The organism is Kitasatospora sp. NPDC101235, assembly GCF_044767505.1.
Lineage (GTDB): Bacteria > Actinomycetota > Actinomycetes > Streptomycetales > Streptomycetaceae > Kitasatospora.
This window is the reverse complement of record NZ_JBIWNZ010000003.1, coordinates 216,381-231,156: the sequence shown is the minus strand read 5'-3', so window position 1 is coordinate 231,156 and position 14,776 is coordinate 216,381. Positions and strand designations below refer to the sequence as shown.

The window sequence follows — 14,776 nt, the reverse complement described above, 5'->3', positions numbered from 1 at the left end:
AAGAGGGCTTGACGACCAGTGCTTGACGTCAACTTCTTCGACGAGCTCCGCATCGGCCTGGCCACCGCCGACGACATCCGCCAGTGGTCGCACGGCGAGGTCAAGAAGCCGGAGACCATCAACTACCGCACCCTGAAGCCCGAAAAGGACGGCCTCTTCTGCGAGAAGATCTTCGGCCCCACCCGGGACTGGGAGTGCTACTGCGGTAAGTACAAGCGCGTCCGCTTCAAGGGCATCATCTGCGAGCGCTGCGGCGTCGAGGTGACCCGCGCCAAGGTGCGCCGTGAGCGGATGGGCCACATCGAGCTGGCCGCCCCGGTCACCCACATCTGGTACTTCAAGGGCGTGCCGTCCCGCCTGGGCTACCTGCTCGACCTGGCGCCGAAGGACCTCGAGAAGGTCATCTACTTCGCCGCCTACATGATCACCTGGGTCGACGACGAGCGCCGCCAGCGCGACCTGCCGTCCCTGGAGGCGCACGTCTCGGTCGAGCGCCAGCAGATCGAGAACCGTCGCGACTCCGACCTCGAAGCCCGCGCCAAGAAGGCCGAGACCGACCTGGCCGAGCTGGAGGCCGAGGGCGCCAAGGCCGACGTGCGCCGCAAGGTGCGCGAGGGCGCCGAGCGCGAGATGAAGCAGCTGCGCGACCGCGCGCAGCGCGAGCTCGACCGCCTCGACGAGGTGTGGGCCCGCTTCAAGAACCTCAAGGTCCAGGACCTCGAGGGCGACGAGCTGCTCTACCGCGAGCTGCGCGACCGCTTCGGCACCTACTTCTCCGGCTCGATGGGCGCGGCGGCCCTCAAGGACCGCCTGGAGACCTTCGACCTGGCGGAGGAGTCCGAGCGCCTGCGCGAGATCATCCGCACCGGCAAGGGCCAGAAGAAGACCCGTGCGCTGAAGCGCCTCAAGGTCGTCTCCGCGTTCCTGCAGACCACCAACAAGCCCAACGGCATGGTGCTGGACTGCGTCCCGGTCATCCCGCCGGACCTGCGTCCGATGGTGCAGCTGGACGGTGGCCGCTTCGCGACCTCCGACCTGAACGACCTGTACCGCCGCGTCATCAACCGCAACAACCGCCTGAAGCGCCTGCTCGACCTCGGTGCCCCCGAGATCATCGTGAACAACGAGAAGCGCATGCTCCAGGAGGCCGTCGACGCGCTGTTCGACAACGGCCGCCGCGGCCGTCCGGTCACCGGTCCGGGCAACCGCCCGCTGAAGTCCCTCAGCGACATGCTGAAGGGCAAGCAGGGTCGTTTCCGCCAGAACCTGCTCGGCAAGCGAGTCGACTACTCGGCCCGTTCGGTCATCGTCGTCGGCCCGCAGCTCAAGCTGCACCAGTGCGGTCTGCCGAAGGCCATGGCGCTGGAGCTCTTCAAGCCGTTCGTGATGAAGCGCCTGGTCGACCTGAACCACGCGCAGAACATCAAGTCGGCCAAGCGCATGGTCGAGCGTGCCCGCCCGGTCGTGTGGGACGTGCTCGAAGAGGTCATCGCCGAGCACCCGGTCCTGCTGAACCGTGCGCCCACCCTGCACCGCCTCGGCATCCAGGCCTTCGAGCCGCAGCTGGTCGAGGGCAAGGCCATCCAGATCCACCCGCTCGTCTGCACCGCGTTCAACGCGGACTTCGACGGTGACCAGATGGCCGTCCACCTGCCGCTCTCCGCGGAAGCGCAGGCCGAGGCCCGCATCCTGATGCTGTCCTCGAACAACATCCTGAAGCCGGCCGACGGTCGCCCCGTCACCATGCCGACCCAGGACATGGTGCTCGGTCTGTTCTTCCTGACCTCGGACCGCGAGAACGTGAAGGGCGCCGGCCGCACCTTCTCGTCGACCGCCGAGGCGATCATGGCCTTCGACGCCCGCGACCTGGACGTCCAGGCCCCGATCGAGCTGCGCCTGCCGGCCGGCACCGTCCCGCCGCGCGGCTGGACCGCCCCGGTGGACGAGGACGGCCAGTCGACCTGGTACGACGGCGAGCCCTTCCGCCTGACCACCACCCTGGGCCGCGCGCTCTTCAACGAGCTGCTGCCCGAGGACTACCCGTTCGTCGACTACGAGGTGGGCAAGAAGCAGCTCTCCGCGATCGTCAACGACCTGGCGGAGCGCTACCCCAAGGTCGTCGTCGCGGCGACCCTGGACAACCTGAAGGCGGCCGGCTTCCACTGGTCGACCCGCTCGGGTGTCACCGTCTCGATCTCGGACGTCATCGTCCCGCCGAGCAAGCCCCAGATCCTGGAGGGCTTCGAGGCGAAGGCGGAGAAGGTCCAGAAGCAGTACGAGCGCGGTCTGATCACCAACGACGAGCGCAAGCAGGAGCTCGTCGGCATCTGGACCCAGGCGACCAACGAGGTCGCGGACGCCATGGCCGCGAACTTCCCGAAGACGAACCCCATCTTCATGATGGTCGACTCGGGTGCTCGTGGAAACATGATGCAGATGCGCCAGATCGCCGGTATGCGTGGTCTGGTGTCGAACGCCAAGAACGAGACCATCCCGCGACCCATCAAGGCGTCGTTCCGTGAGGGTCTCACCGTGCTGGAGTACTTCATCTCCACCCACGGTGCCCGTAAGGGTCTGGCCGACACCGCCCTCCGTACCGCCGACTCCGGTTACCTCACCCGTCGTCTGGTCGACGTCTCCCAGGACGTCATCATTCGCGAGGAGGACTGCGGCACCGAGCGCGGCCTGAAGCTGGCGATCGGTTCCGTGGGCGCGGACGGCGTGCTGCGCAAGGCCGACGACGTCGAGACCAGCGTGTACGCCCGCATGCTCGCCGAGGACATCACCGTCGACGGCAAGCTGCTGGCCACCGCCAACACCGACCTCGGTGACGTCCTGATCGACGAGCTGATCCGCCACGGCATCGGCGAGGTCAAGACCCGCTCGATCCTGACCTGTGAGTCGGCCGTCGGCACCTGCGCCATGTGCTACGGGCGCTCGCTGGCCACCGGCAAGCTGGTCGACATCGGTGAGGCGGTCGGCATCATCGCCGCCCAGTCCATCGGTGAGCCCGGTACCCAGCTGACCATGCGTACCTTCCACACCGGTGGTGTGGCCGGTGACGACATCACCCAGGGTCTGCCGCGTGTCGTCGAGCTCTTCGAGGCCCGTACCCCCAAGGGTGTGGCCCCGATCTCGGAGGCCGCCGGCCGGGTCCGGATCGAGGACACCGAGAAGACCCGCAAGCTGGTCGTCACGCCGGACGACGGCAGCGACGAGATCGCCTACCCGGTCTCGAAGCGCGTGAAGCTGCTGGTCAGCGAGGGCGAGGCGGTCGAGGTCGGCCAGAAGCTGACCATGGGTGCCACCAACCCGCACGACGTCCTGCGCATCATGGGCCAGCGTGCCGTCCAGGTCCACCTGGTCGCCGAGGTCCAGAAGGTCTACAACTCGCAGGGTGTGTCGATCCACGACAAGCACATCGAGATCATCATCCGGCAGATGCTCCGCCGCGTGACGATCATCGAGTCGGGCGACGCCGAGCTGCTGCCCGGTGAGCTGGTCGAGCGCGGTCGCTTCGAGCAGGAGAACCGCCGCGTCGTCGCCGAGGGCGGTCACCCCGCCTCCGGCCGTCCGCAGCTGATGGGTATCACCAAGGCCTCGCTGGCCACCGAGTCCTGGCTGTCGGCCGCCTCCTTCCAGGAGACGACCCGGGTCCTCACCGACGCGGCGATCCACGCCAAGTCGGACCCGCTGCTGGGCCTCAAGGAGAACGTCATCCTCGGTAAGCTCATCCCGGCCGGTACGGGTCTGCCCCGCTACCGCAACATCCGGGTCGAGCCGACCGAGGAGGCCAAGGCCGCGATGTACTCGGCCGTCGGCTACGACGACTACGACCTGTCGCCCTTCGGCGCCGGCTCCGGCCAGGCGGTCCCGCTGGACGACTACGACTACGGCCCGTACACCGGCTGAGTCACCTCCCGGCCCGACGACGGGCCCGGACCGCATGGGCGGTCACCCCGCACGGGGTGGCCGCCCTGCGGCGTTCCCGGCCCCTCGGCCGAGCGCCGCAGGGGGCCGGAAGGAAACCCGGTTAGGACATTCGGCCGGAGTCGCGTAGAGTCGTGTTCACCGACGCGGGGTGGAGCAGCTCGGTAGCTCGCTGGGCTCATAACCCAGAGGTCGCAGGTTCAAATCCTGTCCCCGCTACTCGTTCGAAGGGCCTGGAGGCATCAAGCCTCCGGGCCCTTCGGCGTTCCGTCCCGCTTGCCGCCTGCTCGCGCTCGCCCCGCGCGCCGTCCTGGCCTGAAGTACGCGTCCTGGCCCGAAGTGTGCCCCGGCCCGGCGCACCCGGATTTTCGGTGGCCGTGGGCGGGGCGCCGCCCGTACCGTCCGGGGTATGAACGCGAAGCGCCCCCTGATCGCCGTCCTGACCGGCGCGGGCATCTCGACGGACTCCGGAATCCCCGACTACCGCGGCCCGCAGGGGCTGTGGCAGAAGGACCCGTCGGCCCAGGAGCTGGTCACCATCGGGCCGTACCGGGACGACCCGGAGGTGCGCCGGCGGGCCTGGCGGATGCGTCTGGAGACGGGCGCACTGGCCGCCGAGCCGAACGCCGGGCACCGGGCGCTGGTCGACCTGGAGCGTTCCGGGCTGCCGCTGAGGGTGCTCACCCAGAACATCGACGGGCTGCACCAGAAGTCCGGGCTGACCGCCCGCAAGGTGCTCGAACTGCACGGCAACGCACGGGAGACGCAGTGCCTGCGCTGCCGGGTGGTCGGTTCGATGGCGGAGGCTCTGGACCGGGTCGGGGCGGGCGAGCCGGACCCGGCGTGCCGGGAGTGCGGGGGGATCCTCAAGCCGCGCATCGTGATGTTCGGCGAGAACCTGGACCCGGAGGTGCTCGGGCAGGCCGACTCGGTCGCCCGGGCCTGCGACGTGTTCATCGCGATCGGGACCAGTCTGCAGGTGTTCCCGGTGGCGGCGCTGCCGTACAACGCGGTGAGGACCGGGGCGAAGCTGATCATCGTGAACGCCGAGCCGACGCCGTACGACGAGGCGGCGGCCGAGGTGATCCGGGAGCCGATCTCCCAGGCGCTGCCCGGGCTGGTGCGCCGACTTGTCCTGGAGCGGGCCTGAGCAGGAGCCGGAAGGGTCATATTCCCGGACGTACCGCGTGCGTACGATGATCTTTCCGGCTTCCCCCCTCATGGCCTGGAGTGATCGACCGATGACGACGACGGCGAAGTTCGACCCCTGGTCGGCGGCGTTCGTGGCCCACCCGTACGACGCGTACGCCGAACTGCGCGAGCAGGCGCCGGTGACGTACTTCGAGCCGACGAACCAGTGGCTGGTCTCGCGCCACGAGGACGTCAGCGCCCTGCTGCGCGACCGGCGGCTGGGCCGCACCTACACCCACCGCTTCAGCCACGCGGAGTTCGGCCGCCCCGAGCCCGATCCGGCGCACGAGCCCTTCCACACCCTGAACGACCACGGGCTGCTGGACCTGGAAGGGCCGGACCACACCCGGCTGCGCCGGCTGGTCTCCAAGGCCTTCACTCCGCGCATGGTCGAGGGCCTGCGCCCCACCGTGCAGCGGCTGGCCGGCGAGCTGGTCGACGAACTGCTCGCGGCCGGCGGCGGCGACCTGATCGCCACCGTCGCCGAGCCGCTGCCGGTCGCCGTGATCGCCGAGATGCTCGGCGTGCCGGAGGGCGACCGGTACCTGCTGCGGCCGTGGTCCGCCGACATCACCGGGATGTTCGAGCTCAACCCGACCGAGGAGGCCGCCCGCCGGGCCGTCACCGCGAGCATCGAGTTCTCCGACTACCTGCGCACCCTGATCCGCGAGCGCCGGGCGAACCCGGGGACGGACCTGATCAGCGCGCTGATCCAGGCCCAGGAGGGCTCCGACGCGCTCAGCGAGCAGGAGATGATCTCCACCTGCGTGCTGCTGCTCAACGCCGGCCACGAGGCGACCGTCAACACCACCGGCAACGGCTGGTGGGCGCTGTTCCGCAACCCCGGGGAGCTCGCCCGGCTGCGCGGCTCGGTGGACGAGCTGCTGCCCACCGCCATCGAGGAGCTGATGCGCTGGGACACCCCGCTGCAGATGTTCGAGCGCTGGGTGCTGGAGGACATCGAGGTCCGCGGCGTCACCATCCCGCGCGGCGCCGAGATCGCCCTGCTCTTCGGCTCCGCCAACCGCGACCCGGAGCGCTTCGCCGACCCGGACCGCCTCGACCTCGGCCGCACCGACAACCCGCACATCACCTTCGGCGCCGGAATCCACTTCTGCCTCGGCGCCCCGCTTGCCAGACTGGAGCTCACCGAGTCCTACGGCACGCTGCTGCGCCGGGCCCCGGGCCTGCGGCTGGTCCGCGAGCCCGAGTGGAACCCGGGCTACGTGATCCGCGGGCTCAAGGAACTGCTGGTCGAGGTGTAGCGAGTGGAGGGGGAGCGGCCGTGGGCAAGGCGACGGGGGCGCTGCTGGGGCTGGCGATCGGGGACGCGATCGGCCGGGTGACCGAGTTCAAGAGCGTCGAGCAGATCGCCGCCGACCACCCGGACTGGCGGCGGCTCCCGCTGCCGCAGCGGGCGCTGGTCACCGACGACACCCAGATGACCCTCGCCCTGGCCCGCGGCCTGCGCACCGGCCTGGCGCGCGGGCCGCTGACGCCCCTGCGGCTGGAGCGACCGGTCCGCGAGGAGTTCGTCGACTGGTGGCGCTCCCCGCAGAACAACCGCGCCCCCGGCATGACCTGCCTGCGCGCCTGCGAGCGGCTCAGCCACGCGCAGTACCGCTGGCAGCAGGCCAGCGACGTCGGCTCCAAGGGCTGCGGCGCCAACATGCGGGTCGCCCCGATCGGGCTGGTCCGCGACCTGGACGCCCGGCAGCACTCCGGCGCCGCCCAGCTCCAGTCCGCGCTCACCCACGGCCACCCCACCGCGCTCGCCGCCGGCGACCTCACCGCGTACGCCGTCCGCAAGCTCGCCGAGGGCCTGCCGCCGGCCGGTCTGCCCGCGGTGCTGCGGGCGTACGCGACGGCGAGCCGCGAGCGGTACGACGAGTTCTGGCTCGGCGACCTCGCCGACCGCTGGTACGGCAGCTCCCCGCAGGCCGTCATCGCCCGCGGCTGGGACGACTGCCTCAAGGTGCTCGACCAGCTGGACGCCGCGCTCGCCGCCCCCGACGTCGAGGCCGACCCGTGCCTGGCCACCGGCGAGGGCTGGGTCGCCGAGGAGGCCTTCGGCACCGGTCTGCTCTGCTTCCTGCTGCTGCCGGGCGACCCGGTGGCGGCCGTCCGCCGGGCCGCGTACTCCAGCGGCGACTCCGACTCGCTGGCCTGCCTGACCGGCGCCTTCGCGGGCGCCCACCACGGCGAGGCGGCCTGGCCGGCCGACTGGGTGGAGCGGATCGAGCACCGGGACGAACTGCTGGAGTTCGGGGCGCTCTGGGACTGATCCGGGGCGCTCCGGGCCGGACGGAACCGGGCTTCGGGGCGGCGCGTCGAAGGGCCATGACGAACCGCAGCACCGCAACCCGCCGCACCCTCCGCCGCCCGGCGGCGCTGCTCCTCGCGGCCGCGCTCGCCACACCGCTGCTCGCCGGCTGCGGCAGCACCGGAGCCGCCGCGCCCGTGGAGCTCCGGGCCTCCGGGCCCGCGAGCCGGCCGCCCGTCGACCCGGCCCAGGTGGCCGCCACCGCGACCGCCACCGACGCCTTCGGCCTGGACCTCCTGCACGCCCTGACCACCCAGCCGGACGCCGCCGGGAGCAACCTCGTGGTCTCCCCGTCCGGCCTGGCCACCCTGCTCGCCATGCTGCTGCCCGGCGCCCGCGGCACCACCGCCGACGAACTGGCCAAGGCCCTGCACACCGGGCTCAGCCCCCAGCAGTACGCGTTCGCCACCGGCGCGCTGAACCGGCCGGTCCCGGCCACCGACAAGCTCACCCTGCGCCGCAGCGACGACGTCTGGACGCAGCAGGGCCTGGCCGTCGCACCGGACTACCTGGCCACCCTCGCCGCCGCCTTCGACACCGGCGTGCACCAGGCCGACTTCGCCAAGGACCCGGACGGGGCCCGCAGGACCGTCAACGCGGCCGTGGAGAAGGCCACCGACGGCCGGATCAAGGACCTGTTCGGCCGGGACGCGATCACCCCGAACACCCGGCTGGTGCTCACCGACGCGCTCTACCTCAAGGCCGCGTGGGCCTCCGCCTTCAAGCCCTCGCACACCGCCGACCGCCCGTTCCACAAGCTCGACGGCTCCGCCCCGGCCGTCCCCACGATGGCGCAGACCGGGGACTTCAAGTACGCCGACGGCTCCGGCGGGATCGTCGGCGAGCCCTGGCAGGCCGTCGAACTGCCGTACGCGGACGGCGGGTTGGTGATGGACCTGATCGTCCCCGCGCAGGGGGGCTTCGCCGCCTTCGCCAAGGGCCTGGACCAGCCCCAGCTCGACCGGATCCTCGGCGCCCTCGCCGAGCGGCAGGTCGACCTCCAACTGCCGCGCTTCCACTTCGGCACCTCGAAGGAGCTCACCCCCGCGCTGCGGGCGCTCGGCGTGCAGGCGGCCTTCGACCAGGCCGACTTCGGCGGCATCGTCAAGGACCCGCTGGTCGTCGGCACGGTGGTGCAGAAGGCCACCATCGAGGTCGGCGAGGACGGTACGGTCGCGGCGGCCGGCAGCGGTGCCGGGCTGGACGCGGTGGCGGCACCGAACGCCGACCGGTCGGTCCAGGTGCACCTCGACCGGCCGTTCCTGTTCCTGATCCGGGACGCCCGGGGCGGAGCGCCGCTGTTCCTCGGCCAGGTCACCGATCCGCAGGCCCGGTAGGACCGTGGCCCGGGCGGCTCACCAGGCCGGGTAGCGCCCGCCGAGTCCCGGATGCAGCGGGTCGCGGCTGCCGAACAGCACCAGCAGGTCGTCCGCGACCTGCCGCAGCTCCGTCCGGCCCTCGACCGCTCCGGCCCACTCGGCGGGCAGCGCGGCGGCGCCGTACGCGGCCCCGACCAGGTTGCCGCAGACCGCGCCCGTCGAGTCGCTGTCCCCGGAGTGGTTCACCGACAGCAGCAGCGCGGTGCGCACCGGGTCGGGGTCCAGGGTGGCCGCCAGCAGTGAGTACACCGCGATGGCCAGGCACTCCTCGGCGGTCCAGCCGAGCCCGACCCGCTCCACCGTCTCCGCCGCAGGCTCGGCCTCCTGGGCGAGCCGCACCGCCCGGGCCAGCGCCTGGACGGTCTCCTTGGAACTCGGCAGCTCGCGGATCTGCTCCACCGTCTCGCCGACCGCCGCCCACGGCTCGGTGCCGCCCGCGAGCCGCTCGACCAGTGCCGCGAAGGCGCCCGCCGCGAGGTAACCGGTCGGGTGGCCGTGGGTGAGCTGGGCGCACTGGACCGCCAGCCCGAAGGACTGCTCGACACCCAGCCGGGCCAGCCCGAACGGCGCCGAGCGCATCACCGTGCCGCAGCCCTTGGAGCCCGGGTTGACCGGCCCGTTCAGCCCGATCGCGGACGGCGCCTCGAACACCGGGTGCTCGGACACCCCGCTCAGGCAGGCGTTGCCCGGCGCCCGCCGTGCGTACAGGAAGGGCCGGCTCAGCAGCCAGCCGTCGTAGGGGCGGGGCTGCGGCTCGGCGTCCGGCGAGGGCTGGTACTGGGTCAGCAGCCAGCGCCGGTAGGCGCCGTGCACGGCCTCCGGCACCGAGCCGCCGCCGCCCGTCCAGCCGCGGACGAAGCCGCGGATCAGGCCCTCGGCGGTGAACAGCGTCATCTGGGTGTCGTCGGTGACCTCGACCGGCCCGGGCCCGGTCGGCAGCCCGGTCACGCCCTGCGGTCCGTACCGGCCCTGGATCTGGTGGAGCTGCTGGAACTCCACCGGCCAGCCCAGCGCATCGCCGATCGCTCCGCCGAGCAGCGCTCCGCGCACCCGGTCCCGGTACCCCGACTCCGCCGCCGGTTCCGTCACGTCGAATCCCCCTTCGTTCGTGGCGGACTACGTTCTATCAGGTCGCTCCGTGACCCGCCCTACCGGCGGATCGCCCCGGCGCGCCCGTGCAGCGCGGCCCGGTCGGCGGCGGCGCGTCCGGCCGCCCAGCCGACGCCGTCGCTGACCCGCACCCGCTGCGAGACCAGCTTCGGGAACAGCCGGCCGACCTCCTCGTCCACCGCCTCGGAGCGGGCGGCGAGTGCGGGCAGCAGCCGCTCGTCGGGCAGCAGCTGCTCCTCGGTGCCGTCCTCGCGCAGGTGCCGCCCGGCCGCGGCGGCGCTGGTGGCTCGATCGGTCGCGGCGGTCAGCCGCTCGCGGATCCGCGCCGCGTACGCGACCAGGAAGGACTGTCGGAAGGCCTTGCTGCGCGAGTCCTTGCGGGAGCCCGCCTTGTTGAGCGCGTGGGTGGCCTGCACCAGCAGCGAGGTGTACAGCAGCTCGACGCCGTCCAGGTCGCCGTCGAAGCCGACCACGGTGCAGAAGCCGAACTCCTTCGCCCACACCACCCGGCACCGGTTGGCCGCCGCGACCGCGTCCAGCAGCATCGTCTTGGGGCCCTCGTACGGGTTGTCCACCCCGATCCGCAGCGCCGCCGGGGTGTCGCGGTCGGCGCCGGCCACGGCCAGCAGCGCCTCGTCGATGCTGTGCTGGGCCATCAGCTGCTGGGCCTTGGCGGTCAGCGCCTCGGCCTCCTCCGGGTACTCGGTGGACTCGGCCTTGGCCAGCAGCGCCCGGATCCGCGCGAGCATCCGCGGCTCGCCGGTCACCGGCGCCGAGCGCTGCGGCCGCACGGTCTGCCCGGGGGCGGGCCCCACCGGGGCGATCGGCGGCAGCCGGCCCCAGGTGCGCAGCAGCTCCAGGACGGCGGTGGCGAGCGCGAAGCGGTCCAGCCGGTGCCGGTGGGCGAAGGCGCCGAGGTACTCCTCGTCGCCGGGCCACCACACCTCGGTCTCCAGCTCGCGCAGCTGCTCCCGCCAGCGCCGGTCCAGGGCGGCCGCGGGGTGGCGGCGGCCCTCGGCGGCGATCAGGTCCACCGCGAGGGCCAGGTGGACGGGTTTCAGCTCGCGCCGCACCACCCGGGCCAGGTCGGCGGGCCGCCATCCGGCGGACCAGCAGCGGCCGACGGCGGTGTCCGCGTGGCCGAGCAGCGCCCGGCTGACCTCCGGCCACTGCCCGGCCGAGGCGGCCAGCAGCGAGGCCCCGGTGTCCAGGGCGAGGTCCAGTGCGTCATCCGGGGCCGTCAGCACCGACCGCACCGCCTGCTCCAGCAGCGGCCCGGCGGTCCCGGTCTGCTGCGCGCGCTTGCCCACGGTGTGTCCCTGCTCTCCTCGACGGTCCGGCCTCCTACCCATGATGCCGGAGCCGCGGCGAGGACCGTCCGGCGAGCAGGCCGCCGAACCGTTTCACCGGGCGGGCGGGTTCCCCCGCTGCCCGGCGAAACGGTTCGGCTCGGCGGCAGCCCGGCTCAGCGCTCGATGGCCTTGGCCAGGATCTCCGGCGTGCGCTCCAGCAGCCGGCCCGCCGCCAGCCGCACGCCCAGCGTCGCGACCAGGGCGCCGTACAGCGGGCCGATCAGCAGCACCGGCCAGCTCGGCCCGTCCGAGATCAGCGCCCAGGCGAGGTAGCCGCCGACCGGCAGCGCCAGCACCGCGACGCCGAGCATCGAGCCGAACTGGTTGAGCAGGATCAGCCCGCCCTGCCCCGGGGCGGCGTTGCGCATCGGGTTGCTGTCGGCCGGCATGGTGTACGGCGCCAGCACGCTGAACATCGAGCCCAGCGCGATCCCGCAGCCGAGCATCGTCAGCGCCAGGCCGAGCGCGGACGGCAGCTCGCTCCACCGGCCGGTGACGGCCGCCAGCACCAGTCCGAGCACCACCGTCACCGGGACGGCGTACGACAGCACCGCGTACGCCCGGCCGCGCAGCTCGGACCGGGCGTCGGCCGGGGTGCGCAGGGTGGCGGCGACCATCCAGAACGCCGAGCCGTCCATGCCGAACAGGTTGAGCATCTGCAGCCCGAGGAACACCCCGGTCATCGCCAGCAGGTAGACGCTCGCCCAGCCCTGAACCATCGACAGCACGCAGATCACCAGCGTCATCCCGATGCTGGTGAACAGCGCCGCCTTGGCCCGCGGCTCGCGCCAGGCGTACCGCAGGTGGCGCTGCATCACCGCGCCGGTCCGGCCCTGGGGCAGGAAGCCCCAGCCGCGCGCCTTCTGCACCCCGCGGGCCACCTCCAGGGTGGAGGAGTCGGCGGTGACCATCAGCTCCTGCAGGCTCCGCTGCCACCAGCGCAGCAGCAGCGCCAGCAGTGCGGCGGCCGCGGCGAGCTGGAGCAGCGCCGCCCCGTACCGGCCCTCGCCGACGGTGCGCGGCGCGTCCGCCGCGCTGATCGGGGGGATCCAGCGCAGCACCGAGGCGATCGGCTTCAGCGGGCTGAGGTCGATCGGCCCGCCCCGGCGGCCGAGGATGCTCTGCGAGCCGACGTTGGCGACCTGCACCAGCAGTGCGAAGGCCAGCCCGCCGAAGATCGCGAAGTCCTTGCCGCGCCGGCTGGAGAGCATCCGGGCGTTGCCCGCCGCGACCGCCCGGGAGAGCGTGACCAGACAGAGCACCGCGAGCGGCACGCCGAGCACGGCGACCGCGGCCGAGGCGCCGCCGGCCGCGCCGGCCAGCACTGCGCCGGTCACCAGCACCAGGCTGATCAGCGGCCCCGGCCCGATCAGCGCGGCCAGCAGCGAGCCGCGCAGCAGCGGGCCGGGCCGCAGCGGCAGCATGGTCAGCCGGGTCGGGTCGGCGCTCTCGTCGCTGGAGAAGAGGAACAGCGGCAGCGCGGCCCAGCCCAGGGTCAGCACGCCGAGCAGCATCACCCCGGCGTCCCCGGAGCCTTCGTGCCGCCCGTTCAGCGCGGTCATGCCGACGGCGATGCCGGCCGCGAAGGCCAGGCCCACCATGGCGCCGATCACGTAGACGGCGGTCCGGCCGGGGCTGCGCCGCAGCCCGTTGCGCAGCAGCCGCAGCTTGAGCGCCACCAGGGCGCGGACGACCGTCCGCCCGTCGGGCACCGAGGCCGTACTCATGCGCCCACCTCGCTCCGCTCGGCAGGGGCATTCGCCCGCACGCACCTTTCGACGGTGACCTCGCTCCGCTCGCTCACCGTGCGCCCCCGGCCTGCCCGCCGCCGAGCCAGCCGAGCGCCTGCCCGTCGTCCTCGCGCACGCCGATCAGGTCCAGGAAGGCCTCGTGCAGGCTGCGCCCGCCCCGTACGGAGTCCAGCGGACCCTGGGCTATCACCCGGCCGGCGTTGACCACCGCGACCCAGTCGCAGAGCTGCTCGACCAGCTCCATCACGTGGCTGGAGAAGACCACCGTGGAACCGGCCGCCGCGTACCGCTTGAGCACGCCGCGGATGGTCTGGGCGGAGACCGGGTCGACGCCCTCGAAGGGCTCGTCCAGGAACAGCACGTCGGGGTTGTGCAGCAGCGCGGCGGCCAGACCGATCTTCTTGCGCATGCCGGTGGAGTAGTCGGCGACCAGCTTGTCGGCGTCCCGGCCGAGGTCCAGGACGGTCAGCAGCTCCTCGGCCCGCCGGTCCACCTCGGCGCCGGGCAGGCCGCGCAGCCGCCCGGTGTACTGGAGCAGCTCGCGCCCGCTGAGCCGCTCGAACATCCGCAGGCCCTCGGGCAGGATGCCGATCCGGGCCTTGACCGTGACCGGGTCCGCCCACACGTCGCTGCCGTGCACCAGGACGGTGCCCTGGTCGGGCCGGAGCAGCCCGGTGACCATCGACAGCGTGGTCGTCTTGCCGGCGCCGTTCGGCCCGACCAGGCCGATGAACGCCCCGGCCGGCAGCTCCAGGCTCAGCCCGGCCACGGCGGCTTGGGCGCCGAAGTGCTTCCAGAGCCCCTGGATGCTGACGGCGGACGGGGTTCCCGGCCCGGGGAGGTCGGAGGACGGCGGCGCTGACGCCTGCATGGCGGCCTTCTCTGCTCTCGTAGTGGTGAAAAGTCCTGGTGGAGGGTTTCTCGGGGCCAGCCTGTCACTGCTCGAACAGGCTGTCGCCCGAGTTGAGCATCCCCTGAGTGTGCCCGCCGAACGGGTGAGGCACGCCGGGCCGGCATCCGCATCCCGGCGGCTGCCGGCCCGATTTGGCAACTACTCAGCTCGGCTGTTCGTCCTGCACCATGAGGAAGCAGTGACGTGCGCGGGGATGCCGCGCTACCGGGAGGTGGCGGATGTCCGTACAACCATGGGGCGAGCCTGGTTCCGGCAATCCGCCCGGCAAGTGGCCGGCGGGGGACCGGCAGCCCGCGCCCGCGGCGGCGTCGCAGGCCGTGATGCGGGCGGGCCACGCGGACCGGGACCGGACGATCGACGTGCTCAAGGCTGCGTTCGCCGAGGGGCGGCTCTCCGCCCAGGAGTACGAGCAGCGCCACGAGGCGGTGGCCGCTTCGCAGACCTACGGCCAGCTGGCCGCGCTGGTGGCCGACCTGCCCTCCGGACCGATGGCGGTGCCGCCGGTCGCCGTGCAGCCCATCCCGGCGACCTTCCTCCAGCCCCCTCCGCCTGCGCCCCGACCCGTCAATGTGCTCGCGGTCACCTCGCTGGCGCTCGGAGTGTTCGGCTTCTCCCTGCCCGCCGTGATCACCGGCCACATCGCCCGGTCACAGATCCGCCGCCGCGACATGAACGGTGACTGGGCGGCCGTCGCCGGTCTGGTCGTCGGCTATGCGGGCACTGCGCTCTGGACCTTGATGATCATGCTGGGTACCGTCGCCGCCGTCGCCGGAGCGCACTGAACCTGCCCGACTCACGGACCGTCATCGGGAGGGCGCCATTAGTCC

10 protein-coding genes and 1 tRNA gene are annotated in these 14,776 nt (G+C 72.6%); 7 read left to right on the top strand and 4 right to left on the bottom strand.

Features of this window, described 5'->3' with window-relative positions:
- The first annotated feature begins 18 nt into the window (after positions 1 to 18).
- From ACIRRH_RS07170 to ACIRRH_RS07145, 6 genes are all read left to right on the top strand, one after another.
- Positions 19 to 3,912: a DNA-directed RNA polymerase subunit beta' gene (locus ACIRRH_RS07170; RefSeq protein WP_403062909.1), complete on the top strand. Its 3,894-nt coding sequence runs from the start codon at positions 19 to 21 to the stop codon at positions 3,910 to 3,912.
- Between the two features lie 163 nt (positions 3,913 to 4,075).
- Positions 4,076 to 4,149, top strand: a tRNA-Met gene (locus tag ACIRRH_RS07165).
- A gap of 190 nt (positions 4,150 to 4,339) precedes the next feature.
- Complete coding sequence (locus ACIRRH_RS07160; RefSeq protein WP_403062907.1) at positions 4,340 to 5,080, top strand: SIR2 family NAD-dependent protein deacylase; 741 nt, start codon at positions 4,340 to 4,342, stop codon at positions 5,078 to 5,080.
- A 91-nt stretch (positions 5,081 to 5,171) separates the two neighbouring features.
- Complete coding sequence (locus ACIRRH_RS07155; protein WP_403062905.1) at positions 5,172 to 6,386, top strand: cytochrome P450; 1,215 nt, start codon at positions 5,172 to 5,174, stop codon at positions 6,384 to 6,386.
- Positions 6,387 to 6,406: 20 nt separating this feature from the next.
- Entirely contained in the window at positions 6,407 to 7,405 is a 999-nt protein-coding gene (locus ACIRRH_RS07150) for an ADP-ribosylglycohydrolase family protein (protein ID WP_403062902.1), read from the top strand.
- Positions 7,406 to 7,461: 56 nt separating this feature from the next.
- Positions 7,462 to 8,781, top strand: coding sequence for a serpin family protein (locus tag ACIRRH_RS07145; RefSeq protein WP_403062899.1), 1,320 nt, complete (start codon positions 7,462 to 7,464; stop codon positions 8,779 to 8,781).
- Positions 8,782 to 8,799: 18 nt separating this feature from the next.
- Here ACIRRH_RS07145 and ACIRRH_RS07140 read toward each other — a convergent pair whose 3' ends face one another.
- From ACIRRH_RS07140 to ACIRRH_RS07125, 4 genes are all read right to left on the bottom strand, one after another.
- Positions 8,800 to 9,912, bottom strand: a complete 1,113-nt coding sequence (locus tag ACIRRH_RS07140; RefSeq protein ID WP_403062896.1) for an ADP-ribosylglycohydrolase family protein — start codon at positions 9,910 to 9,912, stop codon at positions 8,800 to 8,802.
- 59 nt (positions 9,913 to 9,971) lie between these two features.
- Complete coding sequence (locus tag ACIRRH_RS07135) at positions 9,972 to 11,243, bottom strand: DUF2786 domain-containing protein (protein WP_403062893.1); 1,272 nt, start codon at positions 11,241 to 11,243, stop codon at positions 9,972 to 9,974.
- Positions 11,244 to 11,398: 155 nt separating this feature from the next.
- Complete coding sequence (locus tag ACIRRH_RS07130) at positions 11,399 to 13,012, bottom strand: transporter (RefSeq protein ID WP_403062890.1); 1,614 nt, start codon at positions 13,010 to 13,012, stop codon at positions 11,399 to 11,401.
- 73 nt (positions 13,013 to 13,085) lie between these two features.
- Positions 13,086 to 13,907 carry an ABC transporter ATP-binding protein gene (locus ACIRRH_RS07125; RefSeq protein WP_403062887.1) on the bottom strand — a complete coding sequence of 274 codons (822 nt, stop codon included), beginning with the start codon at positions 13,905 to 13,907 and terminating at the stop codon, positions 13,086 to 13,088.
- A 260-nt stretch (positions 13,908 to 14,167) separates the two neighbouring features.
- Between ACIRRH_RS07125 and ACIRRH_RS07120 the strand changes: the two genes are divergently transcribed.
- Entirely contained in the window at positions 14,168 to 14,731 is a 564-nt protein-coding gene (locus ACIRRH_RS07120; protein WP_403062884.1) for a DUF1707 and DUF4190 domain-containing protein, read from the top strand.
- Positions 14,732 to 14,776 lie beyond the last annotated feature (45 nt).